This window comes from Xaviernesmea rhizosphaerae (assembly GCF_001938945.1).
Classification (GTDB): Bacteria; Pseudomonadota; Alphaproteobacteria; order Rhizobiales; family Rhizobiaceae; genus Xaviernesmea; species Xaviernesmea rhizosphaerae.
In genome coordinates this window covers 89,995-108,623 of sequence record NZ_MKIO01000041.1, presented here as the reverse complement: position 1 = coordinate 108,623, position 18,629 = coordinate 89,995, and the positions used below count along the sequence as shown (strand labels likewise).

At 65.8% G+C, this 18,629-nt stretch carries 15 protein-coding genes; 6 read left to right on the top strand and 9 right to left on the bottom strand.

Going from position 1 to position 18,629, the window contains the following annotated elements; all coding sequences use genetic code 11:
* The first annotated feature begins 88 nt into the window (after positions 1–88).
* Positions 89–871 carry a YfdX family protein gene (locus BJF92_RS21500; protein WP_075636794.1) on the top strand — a complete coding sequence of 261 codons (783 nt, stop codon included), beginning with the start codon at positions 89–91 and terminating at the stop codon, positions 869–871.
* Positions 872–1,265: 394 nt separating this feature from the next.
* Here the strand turns inward: BJF92_RS21500 and BJF92_RS21495 are convergent, their stop codons facing one another.
* Positions 1,266–3,440 (bottom strand): putative bifunctional diguanylate cyclase/phosphodiesterase, encoded by a 2,175-nt coding sequence (locus BJF92_RS21495; RefSeq protein WP_075636793.1) that lies wholly within the window; start codon positions 3,438–3,440, stop codon positions 1,266–1,268.
* Between the two features lie 205 nt (positions 3,441–3,645).
* Positions 3,646–4,152 carry a MarR family winged helix-turn-helix transcriptional regulator gene (locus BJF92_RS21490; RefSeq protein WP_075636792.1) on the bottom strand — a complete coding sequence of 169 codons (507 nt, stop codon included), beginning with the start codon at positions 4,150–4,152 and terminating at the stop codon, positions 3,646–3,648.
* Between the two features lie 687 nt (positions 4,153–4,839).
* Between BJF92_RS21490 and BJF92_RS21485 the strand changes: the two genes are divergently transcribed.
* Entirely contained in the window at positions 4,840–6,414 is a 1,575-nt protein-coding gene (locus tag BJF92_RS21485) for a phytoene desaturase family protein (protein ID WP_075636791.1), read from the top strand.
* A 66-nt stretch (positions 6,415–6,480) separates the two neighbouring features.
* Here the strand turns inward: BJF92_RS21485 and BJF92_RS21480 are convergent, their stop codons facing one another.
* Complete coding sequence (locus tag BJF92_RS21480; RefSeq protein WP_075636790.1) at positions 6,481–6,963, bottom strand: Lrp/AsnC family transcriptional regulator; 483 nt, start codon at positions 6,961–6,963, stop codon at positions 6,481–6,483.
* Between the two features lie 142 nt (positions 6,964–7,105).
* Between BJF92_RS21480 and BJF92_RS21475 the strand changes: the two genes are divergently transcribed.
* A complete protein-coding gene (locus BJF92_RS21475) occupies positions 7,106–8,056 on the top strand; it encodes a DMT family transporter (protein ID WP_075636789.1) in 951 nt (316 codons plus the stop codon).
* A gap of 138 nt (positions 8,057–8,194) precedes the next feature.
* Here the strand turns inward: BJF92_RS21475 and BJF92_RS21470 are convergent, their stop codons facing one another.
* From BJF92_RS21470 to aztA, 3 genes are all read right to left on the bottom strand, one after another.
* Positions 8,195–9,196, bottom strand: coding sequence for a metal ABC transporter substrate-binding protein (locus BJF92_RS21470; RefSeq protein ID WP_075636788.1), 1,002 nt, complete (start codon positions 9,194–9,196; stop codon positions 8,195–8,197).
* 103 nt (positions 9,197–9,299) lie between these two features.
* Positions 9,300–10,169: a zinc ABC transporter permease AztB gene (gene aztB, locus BJF92_RS21465; RefSeq protein WP_075636787.1), complete on the bottom strand. Its 870-nt coding sequence runs from the start codon at positions 10,167–10,169 to the stop codon at positions 9,300–9,302.
* Between the two features lie 10 nt (positions 10,170–10,179).
* Positions 10,180–10,968, bottom strand: coding sequence for a zinc ABC transporter ATP-binding protein AztA (aztA, locus tag BJF92_RS21460; RefSeq protein WP_075636786.1), 789 nt, complete (start codon positions 10,966–10,968; stop codon positions 10,180–10,182).
* Positions 10,969–11,250: 282 nt separating this feature from the next.
* Here aztA and BJF92_RS21455 point away from each other — a divergent pair, with 282 nt between their 5' ends.
* Positions 11,251–11,532 carry a hypothetical protein gene (locus BJF92_RS21455; protein WP_075636785.1) on the top strand — a complete coding sequence of 94 codons (282 nt, stop codon included), beginning with the start codon at positions 11,251–11,253 and terminating at the stop codon, positions 11,530–11,532.
* Positions 11,529–12,680: a CobW family GTP-binding protein gene (locus BJF92_RS21450; RefSeq protein WP_245294853.1), complete on the top strand. Its 1,152-nt coding sequence runs from the start codon at positions 11,529–11,531 to the stop codon at positions 12,678–12,680. Before BJF92_RS21455 ends, BJF92_RS21450 begins: the two co-directional genes overlap by 4 nt.
* A 102-nt stretch (positions 12,681–12,782) precedes the next feature.
* Here the strand turns inward: BJF92_RS21450 and BJF92_RS21445 are convergent, their stop codons facing one another.
* Positions 12,783–13,394 carry a DUF805 domain-containing protein gene (locus BJF92_RS21445; RefSeq protein WP_075636784.1) on the bottom strand — a complete coding sequence of 204 codons (612 nt, stop codon included), beginning with the start codon at positions 13,392–13,394 and terminating at the stop codon, positions 12,783–12,785.
* Positions 13,395–13,637: 243 nt separating this feature from the next.
* Positions 13,638–14,660 (bottom strand): LLM class flavin-dependent oxidoreductase, encoded by a 1,023-nt coding sequence (locus BJF92_RS21440; protein ID WP_075636783.1) that lies wholly within the window; start codon positions 14,658–14,660, stop codon positions 13,638–13,640.
* A gap of 496 nt (positions 14,661–15,156) precedes the next feature.
* On the opposite strand from BJF92_RS21440, the gene BJF92_RS21435 reads away from it, so the two are divergent.
* Positions 15,157–16,173, top strand: a complete 1,017-nt coding sequence (locus tag BJF92_RS21435; RefSeq protein WP_342585807.1) for an alpha/beta hydrolase family protein — start codon at positions 15,157–15,159, stop codon at positions 16,171–16,173.
* Between the two features lie 41 nt (positions 16,174–16,214).
* Here the strand turns inward: BJF92_RS21435 and BJF92_RS21430 are convergent, their stop codons facing one another.
* The gene (locus BJF92_RS21430; protein WP_143524145.1) at positions 16,215–18,599 is read right to left on the bottom strand and encodes a mechanosensitive ion channel family protein; all 2,385 of its coding nucleotides are present in this window, start codon (positions 18,597–18,599) and stop codon (positions 16,215–16,217) included.
* Positions 18,600–18,629: the final 30 nt, after the last annotated feature.

Below are 18,629 nucleotides of genomic sequence, written 5' to 3'. Positions count from 1 at the left end.
GATCCTCTATGTTCTGCTTTGCATCGGATTAAAGAAAGGCCTGTGCAGGTTTTTCGCTTCCATGCTTTAATTGATCAGGAGAAGTACAATGAAGATCCATCATGTTTTTGCCGCCGTTCTTCTCGCAACCACCGCCGTTGGCGGCGCCTATGCAGCGGATCAGGCGATCAAGCCGGAAACCACGCCTGTCGTTGCCGCCGAGCGCGTGGCCGACAAGGATGTCGGCAAGCTGTCGCAGGACGGGGCGCAGGCGATCCAGGATGTGCATGCCGCGCGGCTGGCGATCTTCAATGCCGATCCGCAGCAGGCCAAGACGCTGATCCACAAGGCCGATGCGGCCATCGAAAAGGCCCAGAAGGATGATGCGGTCTATCTCAAGGCCGAGGCCAAGCTGGATGCCAAGCTGAACCAGATCGCCGACAAGACCAAGCCCGCGCCAAAGACCGTGACCGACGATCCGGCCAAGGAGATCGCCTGGCTGCCGATCGACGGTCAGCTGACGCTCGGCGAGGACTTCGTCTCGACCCCGGCCAAGGCGGATGCGATCAAGAAGGCCAATGACAGCGTGCAGAAGGGCGATCGCAAGGGCGCCATCGACACGCTGAAGCTCGCCGGTGTCGATGTGAACTTCACCATGGCCGTCCTGCCGCTCGACAAGACCGTCAGCGATATCCAGCAGGCCACGTCGATGATCGACAGCGGCAAGTTCTATGAGGCCAACGCCCTGCTGAAGGGCACCGAAGATCGGATGCGCTTCGATATCGTCGATGTCACCGGCGTTCCGGTCGCCGCCCACCAGACCAAGGCCGGCGCGCCCGCCAACCAGAACGCCGCCGCCACGCCGGCCAAGCCCGAGACCGTGACCAAGTAAGGTAGCCTTCGCCACGGCCTACGCTGAAGGGCCGCTGTTCAGAAAGGCAGCGTCCTGAAGAGCGATGGCGTGAAGAGTTATGACTTGGCTGCCTGACCCTGCTGGAGCATTTCCCGGGAGACGATCTCAGGAAATGCTCCATCGCTTGTTCAGCCCGCCACGTCGCCACGTGCGCGCCCGTTTGAGCGCCGATCTCACGCAATCACACCGGATAATGTTCCAGAGCCTCGGGCCTTCGAGCAGTCGAAGTCTCACAGTCTGTCCGAGAATCGCCGTTGGCCGCCTGCAAACGGCAATGTCTGCGCTTCCGATGCTCATGTGCCTTACATACGCTGCGGTCCGATTCTCGAAATCACCCTTTTCGTCAGACCAACAGCAAGTCTTGAACAGACTGTCAGGCGGCGGTCATATCACTTTGGTTTGCCTCTGCGGTCCTGGCGGCGGGCGCTGCGCCGGGTTCCAGTGTTTCGGCCAGCACCTTGTCCAGGCTGGCGCGGTCGAGCGGCCGGGCCAGCAGAAAGCCCTGCAATTGCTCGCAGCCGGCGGAGCGGGCCGTCTGCGCCTGCGCCTCGGTTTCGATGCCTTCCGCCGTGACCGGCAGGCTGAGCGCCGCGGCGAGCTTGATGGTGGCCGTCAACACCGCATCGTCGCCGCTGGCGATCAGTGTGCGGTCAACCTTGAGCGTGTCGAAGCCGAAGCTGCGCAGCATGCCGATGCCGGTATGGCCGGTGCCGAAGTCGTCCATGGCGAAGCGCACGCCGGCCTGTTTCAGTTTGTCGATCGCGCGCCGGGCGCGTTCCGGCTGGTCGAGCAGCACGCCCTCGGTGATCTCGAGGATCAGACGGCTCGCGGGGAAGTCGGCCGCGGCCATCAACGCCAGAACCTCGGCGCTGAAACCGGGATTGCGCAGCTGGATCGGCGAGACATTGATGGACAGGTCGAGATCGGGCCAGGGCGCGAGCGTTTCCAGCGCCTGGCGCATCACCCTTTTAAACAACGCATCGATCACGCCGACGCGCTCGGCGAGCGGAATGAATCGATCCGGACCGACCATGCCGGCCGGCGTCATCCAGCGCGCCAGCGCCTCCACGCCCGTGGGCCGTCCGCTTTGGGCCGAAAAGAGCAACTGGTAGACCACGGCAATCTCGCCGCCCTCGATCGCCCGCTTCAGCGCGACCTCCTCGCCCGCCAGCCGCTGGCGGTCGGCGTCCAGTTCGTCATCATAGGCAACCACCTGGGCGCGCCCCGCATCCTTGGCCCGGTAAAGCGCCATGTCGGCGCGGCGGATGATTTCGAGGGGTGCGAGCGCGCTGTCGGCAGTGGCGAAGCCGATGCTGGCGCCGATCTCGATCATCCGCGCGCCGATGCGGAAGGGGCGGGCCAGCAGCGCGACGATCTCCCTGCCGATGAGGGCCGGGTCGGCGCCGTCCTTCTGGACGAGCGCGAATTCATCGCCGCCCAGCCGGGCCGGGCTGATCCTGCCGGGATCGAACGCTGTCAGCCGGGCGCCGACCTCGCGCAGCAGCGCATCGCCCACCGCATGGCCCCAGCTGTCATTGACAGCCTTGAAACCGTCGAGATCGATCAGATGCAGAACGCCTCGCTGCCCCGGCGCAAGCGCGCGGATCAGTCCGCTGCGGTTCAGCAGGCCGGTCAGCTCGTCATGGGTCGCGTCATGGTCGGCCGCCTGGGCCAGCTGGCGCAGCCGCCGCACCTCCAGACCCGCAGCCGCCACCACCACGATCACGAACAGGACGAACAGGACGGAAATGCCCGCAAGCACCGGCTCGACCCGGTGGTAAAGCGCCGCGCCCAGCTGGAGCGGCGGCCAGAGCAGATAGGCCACCGGCCTGCCCTGCCAGTCGTTGAGCGCCACCGACAGAAAGCCGGGGCGCGGCTGAACGGCGAGCGAAAGATCCTTGACCTGGAAACTCTGCGCGATCTCGTGGAGGAAAACCTCATCGAACAGCTTGATGAAGGACAAGGTGTAGCGCGGCGGCCTGTCCCGCTCGGGCCGTTCAGGCTGGATCGCCAGGGTCGAGATCAGCGCGACCTGCCAGCCGGCCTGCGCATCCTTGAGATAGAAACTGGCGACCGCACTCTTGGATGTCCGCATCGCCTCCCTGGACTGGGTCAGCAGGTCCGAGCCTAAAGCCTGTTCGGCGGCAAAGGGCTTGCCCTTGAAGAAGGCTGCAACCTGGCGGCCCTCTCCATCGAGAACGATCACCCCGTCATAAAGCGGATAGTCGGCGCTGGCCGTGCCCCATGTCCGGTCGATCCAGTCCGCGGCCGCGCCGGATGAGACGGCTTCGGGCGAAAGCGCCGTATAGGACGTATCCCAGATGGCATTGTCCCGGTTGGCTTCCGCCAGCCGTGCGGTAACCGAAAGCACGGCGGCCTCGACCGCATCGACGGACCGGTCGGAATCGATCTCGTCCGCCGCTTCGCCCATGGTCGAGACCACGCGGGTGGCCAGAGCGCCGATGAGAAACGCGATCGCGAGAACGATGATCAGGGCCCAGATGACCGAGCGCGCCTGTCGACCAGGCGTCTTTTTTCCAATGCGCATCCTGCCGGCTCCCGCCGTAAACTGACGCCGTTCATTTTGATCGAACCGGCGTATCAAGGCGAAGTCCTATCATCAGGCCCTTACCAAGCGCCTTATTCAGTCCTTCGTGTTTCAAGATGGCCTTAACAAAAGGATACGAGATAGACCCGCTGCTTTCAAACCTTTTGCGTTGCAGCGGAGAGTTTCGATGTGCCAAGATACGAAATTACACGTCATGCTTGCGGATGTTGCGCAGGATCTTGTGCAGCGTTGTGAGAAAGGCGCGATATTCATCGTCGTCGATATCGTTGAACATCTTCTTCAACCCGTCATACATGGTCGGCCAGAGGGCATCGAACAAGGCGCGGCCCTCTTCGGTAATGGCCACGTCACGCACGCGCATGTCGCCGGCACGCGGCGTGCGGCTGATCAGGCCCTGCTCCTCCAGCGCGTCCACCGTGCGACTCATGGTGGATTGCTCCATCACGGCGAAGACGGAAAGCTCGTTGATCGTCAGCGAGGGGGACACGCTCAGCACCGCCAGGGCCCGCATCTTCGCCGTGCTGATGTCGCGCGTCTTCAGCTCTTCGGCCAGATTGGCGTTCCACCGGGCGACGACGCGGTTCATGATATAGGGGGCGAAATTGTTGAGGCCGATCTCCCCAAGGCTCGGCAAGCGCGTGCCCGGACGATCCGCTTCGCCGAGAACTTCCCCTGAAAAGCCGTTTTCCATCCCGTCCTCCTTGCGCATGCCTGCTGGTCCCCACACCGTGCCGAGGCACGGGGGCTGTTTCTATCCCTCTTCAAGGGCCCAGGCCGGCGCAGCGTAAACCGATGGCGATCCGAAAAGCCTGCACGTCTTTTCGGTCCGGTGCCCTGAAGCCTGCGACCGTGCCGTCAGCACCGCGTGCCTGGAGCGCATGCCAACCGGCATGATTGAGATCGGCGCGCCCCAAGCTCTATTTTGGAAGCATCATCGTACTGATCCCCGTTTCACTCCGGTCGGATCATGCTCTAGTGGCGGTTTGAGGCAGGCGCCAGCGCAAAATCCGGTCAAGTCGCAGAAAATGCCGGGCCGTTCCGGTCGGCAAATCCACAATGCTCTGTTTGCGACAGGCTTACCCGGCGCATTGCGCGGCAGCGCGCGTACCAGCTCGAAACATGGGAATGCATCCATCGACAAACCTCGCTCTGAAAATAGTTTAAACATAAATCATTTTACTGGAGCAGCGGTTTTTTTCTGCTAGCATCGCTGCTTGATGCTGACGGAAGGCCATGACGGGCGTCGGGCCAGCGGCCGTTTCCCGCTCCCCGCCCGCCATTGGAAGGGCCGTGTCCATGCATTGGAAAGCAAAAGCCCCGGCAACCCGGCCAGAGAATGCCGGGCCGGGGCCGGACCAGCGGTCGAGGGGGCAAGACCATGTCGAACTATGATGCCGTGGTGATCGGCGCGGGACATAATGGACTGGCGGCGGCGATCCATCTGGCAAGCCGCGGCTGGAGCGTGGCGGTCGTGGAGGCGCGGGATGTGGCCGGCGGCGCGGTGAAGACGGCCGAGCTGATCGAGCCGGGCTTTCGCCACGATCTCTGCGCCATGAATCTGTCGATGTTCGCCGGTTCCGCTTTTCACAAGACCTATGGACCAGCGCTGGCCGCGCATGGCCTCGGCTTCGTGCCCGCGGCCGACAGTTTCGCCAGCCTGTTTCGTGACGGTAGCCATCTCGGCGTCGGAACGGATCGCGCCAGGACGCGCGCGGCAATCGCCGCGCTTTCGGCCGACGATGCCGAGGCCTGGGATCGGATGAGCGACGGCTTCGGCGCTTTTGCCCCGCCGCTCTTCGGCATTCTAGGCGCGCCCATGCCCTCTTTCGCCGGCGCGCGTGCGCTCTGGCAGGCCTTGCGTGCCGGCGGTCTGGCGCGGCTTTATGATCTCGGCCAGCTGCTGTTGTCCTCACCGCGCGGCTTTCTCGACCGGCATTTTAAGAGCGAAAAGCTGAAGAGCATGATGGCGGCCTGGGGCCTGCATCTCGATTTTGCGCCCGACACGGCCGGCGGCGCGCTGTTTCCCTATCTGGAGACCATGGCGACCCAGGCCTTCGGCATGGTGATCGGCGCCGGCGGGGCCGACAGCATGATCCGCGCCATGACTGGCCTTCTGCGCGAAAAGGGCGGCATGCTGCATCTGGGCGCGCCGGTCAGCGAGATCGTGATGGAGGGTGGACGGGCCACCGGCGTTGGGCTGGCCGATGGCAGGCAGCTAACCGCCCGGCGCGCCGTCATCGCCAATCTCCACCCCAGGCTCGTCTTCGACAGGCTTTTGCCGGCCGCCGCGCCGATTCCGGCGCGCTACCGCGAAGGCATCAGGCGCTATCGCGCGGGGCCCGGCGCCATGATGATCCATCTGACGCTCGACGGCCTGCCTGACTGGCGCGGCGCGCCGGAGCTTTCACGCTATGCCTATGTCCATCTGGCGCCCGACCTCGCCATGATGAACCGCGTCTATGCCGAGGCGATCGCCGGGCTGCTGCCGGCCGAGCCGGTGCTGGTTGTGGGGCAGCCGACCGCGATCGATCCTTCCCGCGCGCCTGAGGGCAAGCATGTTCTCTGGGTGCAGGTGCGGGTGTTGCCGGCCGTCATCAAGGGCGATGCCGCGGGCATCATCGCCGCCACCGACTGGGCCGAAGCCAGGGAAGCCTATGCCGACCGGGTGATGGCGCTGATCGAGACCTATGCGCCGGGCCTTTCCGCCAAGATCCGCGGACGACTCGTGGTCTCGCCCGCCGATCTGGAGCGGGAAAACCCCTGCCTGATCGGCGGCGATAGCCTCGGCGGCTCGCACCAGCTCGACCAGAACTTCCTGTTCCGCCCCGTGGCCGGCTGGTCGCGCTACAGGACGCCGGTCGACGGCCTGCATCTGTGCGGTGCCGCCACCTGGCCGGGCGCCGGCACCGGCGCGGGCTCCGGCTTCCTGCTGGCGCGGATGCTGGCGGGGTAGGACTCCTCCGATTGTCTATGTCCGCTGCCTCGGCGTGGCGTTGGCTGTCCGGGTCGAAGACGCCGGCTATCGCAGCGGTGGCAGACGGCGTTTCACTGACTGCGCCTTGATCACGCTCGTGCTGGTGACGGCATCATGGGAGAGGCTGTCGAGGATCGTGTCCATCTCCTCGATGGAGCGAACCACCATGCGCGCCAGAAACGGGTCGTCCCCTGTGACCCGATCGCATTCGATGATTTCGGGAATGTCCTGGATCCGGCGCTCGACGATGTGCAGCTTGCCCGGCAAGGGGCGGATGCGCACCAGGGCGCAGAGGGAATAGCCGAGCGCGCGATTGTCGATCTCGGCCGTGAAGCCGGCGAGAATGCCGCTGGATTCAAGCCGGCGGACGCGTTCGGCAACACTCGGCGCCGAAAGCCCCACCTGCCGGGCCAGGGCACTCAAGGGTTGACGCGCATCCGCGTTCAAGGCGCGAAGAAGCTGCGCATCGATCTCATCGATAGGGGCTCTTTCGGATCGAAGGTCATGGTGTGGTTTTGCCTTGGTCATGGCGGGCAGACTAGCGATTGCGCCTTTGGCTTTCCATGGAAATGCGCAGTGCGGATTGCGAGGATCGGAGCGCGGTGACGGGCGGTGACATGCGCCGGCCCGGTTCCTGCTCCGCATCGTCTCTCTTCAAAGGAGCCCGGTCATGCTCGCAGGCCTTCTCTTCGGCCTTTCCACCTGTGCGCTCTGGGGGCTGACATTCGTCGCCCCGCGCGCCGTCGCGCCGTTTACGCCGCTGGATCTGGCTGTCGCCCGCTATGGCGTTTTCGGACTGGCCTCGCTCGCCTTCCTGCTGCGGGGCAAAACCCGTCGCGCCCTCTTGGACATCGCGCCCTCCCGCCGGCTTCTGGGTCTGCTGCTCGGAGGCGCCGGCTATATCGGCTATTTCCTCGCGGTCGCCCGGGCGGTGAACGCGGCCGGTGCCGTGCTGCCGCCGCTGATCACCGGCCTGATGCCCGTCATCCTGCCCTGGCTGGCGCACAGGCGGTCACAGACCCTCAGCCGTCGCAGCCTGCTGGCGCCTCTCGGCCTCATCCTGATCGGTCTCATCCTCGTTCAACTGGGTACGGCGGCACAGACAGGCACGCAGATGCAGCCGATGACGGGTGCCGGGCTGGCCTTCTCCGTCCTGGCGCTCGCGATCTGGATCGCCTATGCGCAGCTGAACGCCATGGTGCTGCAGGCGGGCGACCCGCCGGAGCCCTTGGCCTGGACATGCCTGCAGGGGCTGGGTGCCGCCATTGGCGCGCTCGTGCTCCTGCCCTGGACCAGCCTTTCCGGCGGGCACCATTTCAGCGATGCCGAGGTTGGATCCCTCGTGCTCTGGTCGCTGCTCATGGGGCTGGCCGGGTCTTTTCTCACCACTGTCTTCTGGTCGGAGGCCGCGCGCCGTCTTCCCCTGGCGCTGGCGGCGCAGCTGATCGTGGCGGAAACCGTGTTCGGCATGGCCTATGGCCTGATCTACGAGATGCGGCGGCCGACCTGGGCGGAAACGGCAGGCGCCGCCTGCCAGATCTTCGGCGTCTGCCTGGCGATTGCCCGCTTTGCCGAGGCGGCACAGGCCCTTCAGCCAAAGGGTAATACCAAGTGTCGATGATAGGTCCTATAGGTCCCTATCATCGACACTTGGTATAAGGTCGCGCGCCAGGCATAGTTCCGTCGCGCGGCGCGTCAAGCTTTGTCGACCGCCGGCAGGCATCCGCCTGCCGAGCGATCAGCCCATTGTCGCAAGACCTCAGCTGCCCGAGATCTGCGCGGCGATGGTCTTGGTGTTGTAGCGGACCATGTCGAGATAGGTCGCGGCCGGGCCCGAGGGGTCGGACAGCGCGTCGGAATAGAGTTCCGGGCCGGGGGTGATGCCGGTCTCGCGGCCGATCTGCTGCATCAGCCGGGGATCGGAGATGTTTTCCAGGAAGATCGCGGTGGCCTTATCGTGGCGCACCTGCTCGACCAGCTCGGCAATGTCCTTGGCCGAGGCTTCGGAATCGGTGGAGAGGCCTTCCGGCGCCAGGAATTTCAGGCCATATGCGGCGGCGAAATAGCCGAAGGCGTCATGGGTGGTGATGACGGTCTTGCGGTCCTTCGGAATGGCGGCGAAGGTCTTCTTGACCTCGGCGTCGAGCTCCTTCAGCTTGGCCTCATAGGCCGCGCCGTTCTTCTTGTAGGTGTCGCAGCCGGCCTTGTCGGCCTTGCAGAAGCCATCGACGATGTTTTTCACATAGATTTCGGCATTGGCGACATTCTGCCAGGCATGCGGGTCGGTGCCCTCGTGATGGTGGTGGCTTGAATGGGCCTCTTCCTTCTTGCCCGCCTCGGCCTTCGCGTCATGGGCCTTGGCATCATGGGCATGCGCTTCGTCGCCGTGACCTTCGTCCTCGTCGATCTCCATTTCGCGCGGCTTCACGCCCTTGGTGGCGGTGACGATCTCGGCTTTGGTGCCGGAGGATTCGACCAGCCGGTTCATGAAGCCTTCCAGGCCCAGGCCGTTGACCAGCACGACATCGGCCTTGCCGATGGCGGCCGCGTCGGTCGGCTTCGGCTCGTAGACATGGGTATCGCCATTGGGGCCGACCAGCGTGGTCAGCGCGATGCGGTCACCGCCGACCTGCTTGGCGAAATCGCCGAGGATCGAGAAGGTCGCCACGACCTTCAAGGGGCCATCGGCGGCCTGGGCAGCATGCAGGGGAAGAGCCAGCGCGGCGGAAGCGAGCGCAAGCGTGAGAAGCCGTTTGTGCATGAGGTTCTCCTTTCATGACAGGGCTTGGGAGGGAAGTAAGGACGCACGTCTTCCTTGTCCGATCACGGGCGCAATCGGATCAGGAGGGCGATCGGGTGAAAACTCAGGTGGCGCGATGCGGACGCGTTCGTCGGCCGTAGGTCACAGCCAAGCCGCGCGGCGAGGCCAGGATCGACAGGACATAGATTCCGCCGCAGAACAGGATGATGGCGGGCCCGGAGGGCAGCGCCGCGTGATAGGACAGAAGCAGGCCGGCCACCGAGGAGACGATGCCGAACAGGATGGCCAGCGCGCACATCGGTCCGACACGGTTGACCCAGAAGCGGGCGCTCGCCGCCGGCAGCATCATCAGCCCCACCGAAAGCAGCGTGCCCAGCGCCTGGAAGCCGCCGACGAGATTGAGCACCACCATGAACAGGAAGGCGAAGTGGATCGGCGTGCCCAGCCGGCTGACCGAGCGGAAGAACAGCGGGTCGAGGCATTCGGCCACCAGCCCGCGCCAGAACAGCGCCAGCCCCACCGTGCTCACCACGAAGATGCCGGCAATCAGCGTCAGCGCCTGGTCGTTCAGCGCCAGCACCGAGCCAAAGAGAATATGCATGAGATCGACATTCGAGCCATGCATGGAGACGATCAGCACGCCGGCCGAAAGCGAGATCAGATAGAAGGCCGCGAGCGACGCGTCCTCCTTCTGCAGGGTCAGGCGGGAGACCGCGCCGGCCAGCATGGCGAGCAGCAGGCCCGCCGCCAGGCCGCCAATGGTCATCGGCGCCAGTTCCAGCCCGAAGAACAGGAAGGCCACCGCCGCGCCCGGCAGGATGCCATGGGCCAGCGCATCGCCCGTCAGGCTCATGCGCCGGAGCATCAGGAAAACGCCGACCGGGCCGGAGCTGATGCACAGAAGCACACAGCCCGCCAGCGCCCGCTGCAGAAACACGTAATCGACGAAGGGGGTGATCAGGAGATCATACATGGCGGAGACCTCAGGCGCGCTGCGGCTCGCACCAGGGCGCGCTGTCGTCGAAGGCCTCGGCGAAGTTGCGGGCCTTCAGGAGGTTTTCGGCCGAAAGGCTCTTGGCCGTCTCGCCCCAGGCCACCGCGCGGCGCGCCAGAAGCAGCGTTTCAGGGAAGGTTTCGCGCACCAGTGCCAGATCGTGCATCACCGCCACGACGGTGCGCCGCTCGCCGTGCCAGCGGTGGATCAGGCTCACGAGATCGCGCACGGTCTTGGCGTCGATGGCGTTGAACGGCTCGTCGAGCAGGATCACGTCGGCATCCTGCAGCAGCACGCGGGCAAAGAGCGCGCGCTGCAACTGCCCGCCCGAGAGCGAGTCGATCGGACGGTCGGAAAAGCCTTCCAGCCCCACGGCGGACAGCGCCGTGGCGATCGCGATGCGGTCCTCGCCGCGAAAGCGCCCGAGCAGGCCGCGCTTGGGCCAGAGGCCGAGGGAGACGAGATCGAGGACGCGGGCAGGAAAGCTGCGGTCGATTTCCGATTGCTGCGCCAGATAGGCCACGCGAAGGCCGGAGGAGCGCTCGATCCGGCCGGACATGGGCCTGAGAACGCCGGCCACTGCCTTCAGCAGGGTCGATTTGCCCGAGCCATTGGCGCCGACGATCGCCATCAGCGCGCCGCGGGCAATGGTGCCGTCGAGATGGTGCACGGCCGCATGGTCGCCATAGCCCAGCGTCAGATCGCGAAACCGCAGGGCGGCATCGTCCCGGGCTTCGGTCTGCGCCGCGTGGTCGCAATGTCTGGCGTGCTGGCTCATCGGCCCATCCTTGCCTGTTCGTCACCTTCGGCTCGATGCCCGGCTGCCGGTCCTTCACGGTCTTCGGCGGCCGTTTCCCGCTGCCGGACGGCAGGGGACGCATCGCGCCGGCGGCGCTTTCCGTTCCGGCTTGACCCTCAGATATGTTATGTTATCACATCCGTCAATGCGGAACGTAATGTTATACCTTCTTTCCTCCCCGGCCCTGTCTGCATCGGCAGGAGGGGAGGGCGCGCCGCTTGGCCGGCGCCTGCGATGATCCCACGCAACGAGACCTGATCCATGAGCGCTTTCGTCAATCCTCTGGCGCCGCGCCGCCCGCGCGCGGCCGAAGCGACAAGCCGCATTCGCAGCTGGCTGCGCGCGCGCCTGGCCCTGCCGGAGGACGTCCTCATCGTCGTCAACGAAGTGGCCTGCGCCGAGCCGGGCTGCCCCGATGTGGAGACCGTGATCGGTCTTCTGCCGCCATCGGGCCCCAGCCGCACCTTCAAGATCGAGCGCCCGATCGCAGAGGTCACCACGGCGGATCTCGAACGCATGCTGGATGGCGAGGCCGCCGCATGATCTGGCCGCTGCGCAAGAGCGGGGTGAAGCAGGCGAGCCGAGCGGCGCCCGCCGCCGACGCGACTTCCGGCCCGGTGCAAAGAGCTGATGCCACGCCCCTCTTCCTGCTGACCGGCTTTCTCGGCGCCGGCAAGACCACTTTGCTCAACCGGATCCTCGCGGACCCACGCTTTGCCGACAGCGCAGTGATCATCAATGAATTCGGCGCGGTGCCGGTGGATCATGATCTGGTGCGCCATGGCGCGCAGCGGGTGACGATCACCGCCTCCGGCTGCCTCTGCTGCACCGTGCAGGGCGATCTGCGCGGCGCGCTCTTCGCCTTGCAGGAAGAGCGGGCCAAGGGGAGTGGTGCGGCCTTTTCCCGCGTGATCGTGGAAACGACGGGGCTGGCCGATCCCGCGCCGGTGGTGGCCGGCCTGATCCCCGGCACGCTTCCGGCCTTCGGCCTGCGTGATCATGTGGTGGCCCGCCGCTTTCGTCTGGCGCGCGTCATCGCCGCCTTCGATCTGGAACATGGCGCGGGGCCGCTGGAGAACCATTTCGAATGCTGGAAGCAGCTCGCCTTTGCCGACGAGATCGTGCTGACCAAGGGTGGCCGCGCCGCGGCCGACCCCTGGCTGGCCGAGCTCGCCGCGCTCAATCCGGCCGCAGGGCTGCATGTCGCGGCGGAGGCGGATTTCGACCTGGCGGCGCTTCTGCGCGACGGGGCCTATCAGGCGGCGAGCAAGCCCGAGGATGTCGCCGGCTGGCTGGCGCTGGAAGCACGTGCGACCGGGGAGGGCGGCGCGCTGTCCGCGTCACACGCCGCGCCTTCTTCGCCGTCTCTCCCGGGCGATCGCCATGGCGGGATCGTCTCGCTCAGCCTCACGCATGACGGCCCGCTCGACCGCAATGGCTTTTCCGCCTTCCTGCATGTGCTCGCCACCGGCCAGCGCGGCGAGATGGCGCTGCTGCGGGCCAAGGGCATCGTCGCCTATAGCGATGCGCCGGACCGGCCGGAGGTCGTCCATATGGTCGGGCAAAAGCTCTGCCCCGCTCTGCCGCTGGATCGATGGCCGAGCGCGGACCGCCGCAGCCGGCTGGTGCTGATCGGCCGGGCGCTGCGCGAGGAACCCTTGCGCAAGCTCTTTGCCGTCACCCGGCGATGAGGGTGCTCAGCCCTTAGAGCATCGGACCGAAAAGTGGGCACCGGTTTTCGGAAAAATCCGATGCAAAAACAAAAAATTAGAGCATTGGAATGCGTGCGCTTTTCAGTCCGATGCTCTAACCGAAGGTCCGCCGAGAAGCTTTCGCTTTTCCGCCTCGAATTCCTCGGCGGAAATCGCCCCGCTGTCCTTCAGCCTCGCGAGGCGCTCGATCAGCTCGAGCTGGTTCAGCGAAAGGCCGGCCGGCGGCGTCGCCACACCCTGCGCATCGCTTTCATTCGCCGCAGCGTCCCTGGGCGGCGTGCACCACCAGACGAGCAGGACGATAAAGCCGATCGGCGGCAGCCACGACAGGAGCTGCAGCCAGCCGCTGCGATTGATGTCGTGCAGGCGCCGTGCGGCGATTGCGAAAGCGGGCAGAAGTGTGCCCAGAGACCAGAGGCTACCGACGATGCCGTTCTGGTCGGCGAGCGAGATGGCGACCGTCGTGATGAAGAGGAAGAGATAGGCGTACCAGAATTCCGAACGGCTGGCCCGGCCCGAAAAGGTGACATAGTTGCGGAAGAAACTCTCGACGGCGTCGTAGAGCCCCATGGGGCGGCCGGGGGCAGGGCCGAAACGATTGGGTCCGGCCGGGGCCTGGCGGAAGGCGAAAACCAGCGGCAGGCATATAACCGCCAAAACAATCAGCCAATGCCAGATGGAGACGCTACCCATGATCGATCCCGCGCTGTTCCCTCATCCCCTCTCTAGAGCAAAATCTGATCCGAGTGAAACGAAGATCGATAAGATTGTGCTTTAAAAAAAGAGGCTTGAGGCACGCCGATCTGGTTCGATCAGGTCGGATAGCGCTCCACGGCATGGCGCGCAAAAGGGGCACCGGCTTTCGGAGGAAGCCGGTGCAAAAGAGAGAAAAATGGAGCATCGGACTGCCTCTGGTTTCAGTCCGATGCACTTGCCTCAGCGCCAGCCGAGCGCCGGCGCCACATGCTTGAGGATCGCCTCGATCACATGAGCATTGTAGTCCACGCCGAGCTGGTTCGGCACGGTGAGCAGCAGCGTATCGGCCTCGGCGATCGCCTCGTCCTCGGCCAGCTGGCGCACGAGCTTTTCGGGCTCGGCGGCGTAGGAGCGGCCGAAGATCGCCCGGGTGCTGGCATCGAGATAGCCGATCGAGTCGGCATCCTTGCCGCTCTGGCCGAAATAGGCGCGGTCGCGGTCGTCCACCAGCGCGAAGATGCTGCGGCTGACGGAGACGCGCGGGCTGCGTTCATGGCCCGCCGCCTTCCAGGCCTCGCGATAGGCGCGGATCTGGGCGGCCTGCTGCACATGGAAGGGCTCGCCGGTTTCATCGTCCTTCAGGGTGGAGCTCTGCAGGTTCATGCCCTTCTGCGCGGCCCAGACAGCGGTGGCATTGGAGCCGGCGCCCCACCAGATGCGCTCGCGCAGGCCCTCGGAATAGGGCTCCAGCCGGAGCTTGCCCGGCGGATTGGGGAACATCGGCCGCGGATTGGGCTCGGCGAAGCCCTGGCCCTTGAGCACCTCCAGAAGCACCTCGGCATGGCCGCGCCCCATATCGGCGTCGCTCTTGCCCTCATCGGGCTGATAGCCGAAATAGCGCCAGCCATCGATCACCTGCTCGGGCGAACCGCGGCTCAGGCCCAGCTGCAGCCGGCCGCCGGAAATCAGGTCGGCCGCGCCGGCATCCTCGGCCATGTAGAGCGGGTTTTCGTAGCGCATGTCGATCACGGCCGTGCCGATCTCGATCTTGCGGGTGCGCGCGCCCACGGCGGCCAGCAGCGGGAAGGGCGAGGCGAGCTGCCGGGCAAAATGGTGGACGCGGAAATAGGCCCCATCCGCCCCCAGCTCTTCCGCAGCCACTGCCAGATCGATCGACTGCAGCAGGGCATCGCCCGCCGAGCGCGTGCCGGAATGGGGCGAGGGCGACCAGTGGCCGAAGGAGAGGAAACCGATTTTCTTCATGATGCGTCATATCCTTATACGGGCGCCCCGGTCTTCGCCCTTGCCGTGGCGCCCTTTCGGGCGCCCGGTCCGGTGCTTGCGACCCGCGCCGTCCTGTCTTGCTCTGGCCATAACATGAGGATGCGCCGGGCGGAGCGGAAGGGCGGGAAACACAGTGTTCAGCAAAGCATGCCCGCGGCCGCCGGACGCCACCCCGCCCGCCGCGCGGTGATCATCCCCACCGCGCTGGACCACCATAGCCGTCGATCCGGCGCGCGGCCCTTTCGGGCCAGCCGAAAGCCATTGCAACAGGACGCGCAAGGCCAGGAGCTGGGCAGGGATCAGATCGCGATCGAGGACGTCTCGAAACCTGATCCAGGACGCAGGACGCACAAATCAAACGCTATGATCCTGTCATCGTTTCACCATCGTCCCTCCCTCGACCCTATGGAAAATCCTGATGAAAACCTGGAGACACAGTCTCGCCGCCTTCTTGCTCCTCGTCTCGGCCTTGCCGGTGCTGGCCGCCGAGCAGGTCGGTGTCCGACAAATCGAAGTCCAGTCGCCAGCCCGCGGCAAAGCCTTGTCCGTCACCATTTGGTATCCTGCCGAAGCCGGGGGCGCCGAAACGCTGATGGGAAACAGCAGAATATTTGCCGGAACGCCGGCCTTTGTCGGTGCCAGCCCTGCCGCAGGCCGACATCCGCTGATCCTCCTCTCTCACGGATCGGGCGCCAGGGTGGAAACCATGGCCTGGCTTGCCAAGCCCCTGGTCGAGGCTGGCTTTATCGTTGCTGGTCCCAATCATCCGGGCACAACCAGCGGGGATTCGACACCGGCGGATACGCCCAAACTATGGGAGCGGACAGAGGATCTTTCGCGCGTTCTCACCGCGCTGAGCGCTGATCCGCAATGGCATCCCTTCATCAATTCCGATCAGGTCGGCGCCCTCGGCTTTTCACTCGGGGGTGCGGCAGTGCTCGATCTGGTGGGTGGACGCGTCAGCCTTGAAGCCTATGCGCGCTATTGCGAGGCTTTTCCCGACATGGCCGACTGCGTCTGGTTTGCCGGACGCCGCAGCTTTGTCAGCGGCGCGGAAGTGACTGTTGAACCGCTTGATCTGCGCACGGTCGACAGGACACGTTACGAGCAGTCAAACCGGGATGCCCGGGTGCGCTTTGCCGTGCTCGTCGATCCCTCCATGGCGCGGGCTTTCGATCCGCAGAGCTTGAAAGCTATCGACATTCCCCTGCTCTTCGTCAATCAGGGCGAAGCTGGCAAGGTCCCTGTCTCGGTCGCGGCGGACGATCTCGCCAGGCTTACCCCGTACGGATCGCTGATCCATATCCCGCAGGCCGTTCACTTCAGCTTTCTGCCGGAGTGCAAGCCGGACGGCGCCAAAATCCTGAGGTCGCTTGGCGACCCCGATGCCCTGTGCGCCGACGGCGGGACGCGCCCGCGCTCCGACATTCACAAGGAACTGGCGGATCGCGTCACGCAGTCCTTCATCCGGCAGTTCGACGGCCAGCGATAGGGCGAGGGGCGGGCGACAAATCGCACAGATCGCGCCGCGCCTCACCGCTTCTCCGCCACGGCCTCCGCTTCCGCCAGCAGCTTCTCCTGCATGCCATAGCGGCTGGCGGCGGCCGCTCCGCTGAGATCGGCTGCCGCCTCGCCGCCGCGCACAACAACGGCATTGGAGGCCAGCTGCAGGCCCGCCTCGCGCAGCGCCGGCAACAGCCGCTTCATTGCCGCGCGCTGGATCAGCGTCGGCTGGCCCGGCCGGCACGTGAATTTCAGCCGGATGATCAGCGAGGTCTCGGTCACGTCCTGGATGCCCTGCATCTTCAGCGGCACCAGGAATTCGGGCCCGAGTTCCGGGTCTTCCAGCATGGCCAGACCCACCTTCTTGACCGTCTTGCGGATCAGCTCGAGATCCGCCTCCTTATCGAAGCGCAGCTGGAATTTGATCGTGCTCCAGTCGCGGCTGAAATTGGTGACCGATTGCAACTGGCCGAAGGGGATGGTGTGGACAAAGCCGTTTTGATGGCGCAGGCGCAGCGAGCGCAGCGAAATGTGCTCCACCGTGCCCTTGAGCTTGCCGGTATCGACATATTCGCCGACGCGGAAGGCATCGTCGGCGATGAAGAAAATGCCGGAGACGATATCCTTCACCAGCGTCTGCGAGCCGAAGGAGATGGCGAGGCCGAGCACGCCGAAGCCAGCGATCAGCGGCGCCACGTCGATGCCGAGCGAGGAGAGCACCACCAGAACGGTAATCGCCAGCGTGGCGCCGAAGGCGAGATTGCGGATGACGGGCATCACGGTGGAAAGGCGGCTGGCCTGCACCGGCGGCAGCTCGTCCTCGCTGCCCGGCATGGCCTTGCGCGGCGTGGGGCTGTAGACCTCGAAAATGCCCCACAGGAAGCTGCAGCCGACCCAGCAGGCCACCACCGCGAAGCTGAAGCGCTGCGCCGTTTCCAGGAAGGCGAGCATGCCCAGCCTGTCGTGACCGGACAGGATCGGGCGCCAGAGCCCCACGACCAAATTCAGCCCGACCAGCCAGACGACGCCCGCCAGCGCCGTCTGCAGGCTGCGGATCGTCGCGGCTTCAAGCGCGACATTGGTGGTGACGGCCGTGTCGAGCGCGGCGCGCGCCTCGGCCCGGCGCTTGCCGATCACGCCGATGAGCGCATGCATGCCTAAAGCCAGGATCGGCAGGATCACCAGGATGGCCTGGGTTGCGGAAAAGGCCTGCCCCAAGGCGCCGCGATGATCGCCGTTCAGCATCAAGACACCGGCGAGCCAGAGCACCACGGCGCTGAGCGCGTAGAATTCCGGCAGGCCGAAGGCGATCGCCCGGCGCAGCGGCCCCGGATTCGGCCCGGCAAAGGCGGCGCGGATTTCGCGCCGGCCGCCGATGAACCAGATGAGCTTATGCAGGGTCAGAACCGTGCCGCCGATGAGGATGACGCCGGTGATCGCCGTGCGATCCAGCCCGAAGCGGCCGGCAAAGCGCACGCATTCGGTCAGGAACGCGCTGATGGTGCCATAGCTGACCAGCATGAACCAATGCCAGCGCGCCCGGTCGATCGGCAGCAGCCGCAGCGCCGGATGGCGGGGGGACAAAAGGAAGCTCGCGAGAATGCCGTAGCCGAGGCCGATCGCCACCGTGACCAGCGGCGCCCGCGCCAGCGCGATCATCACGGTGTCGCGCGGCAGCAGGCGCTGCAGAACGAGATAGGCGAGCGCGGTGAACAGCATCAGCGCGGCGATCGCGATCAGCGCCCGCCCCCCGGCCCGCCGGAGCTTCTGCAGGGCATCGCGCGCCTCCAGCTTGGGCCGGAAGAGCCGGAGCAGGCCATGCTTCAGCGCCAGCGCCGGCAGGCCTGCGGCCAGAAGCGTCGTCAGAAAGGCCAGAAGGATGCCACCGGGAGAATGCCCGCTGGCGGCGATCTCCGCCGCCACGACACCCGCCACATCGTCGAGACGGTCGACGCCGGCAAAGGCCGCGCCGACACTGGTGCCGAGGTTCTCGCTCAGCGACTCCAGCGCCGCGCCGGCATCCAGACCGGTGCCAAGGGCCGCCGATGCGGTCTCAGGCGCCGCTGCTTCCGGCGCAGGCGCTGCGGCCGGAGCTTTGCCGGACGCGGGCGCTGCTGCGGGGGATGTGGCCGACGTTGTTTGGGAAGCGGGTGCATCGGCATCGGCATCGGCTGCGGCCGGCGAGGCGGTCGGGGCCTTGCTCGCATCCGCGTCGGACAGTTCCACGCGCACGGGCAGACCGGTCGCGGCCGCGGCGCGCATGGCCTCGGCGATCGCCGCATCGCTATCGCCCGGCTTGACGATCACGGTGATTGTGCTGTCAGCTGCCGGCGCTGCCGCCGCCAGCATGAACCAGATCCCAAGCGCCGCCCCCAGCGCCCGCGCCGTGCCGCGCACCCCCTGCGCCATCCCCATCATCAACCCCCGTCGATCTGTTTTCGCGCC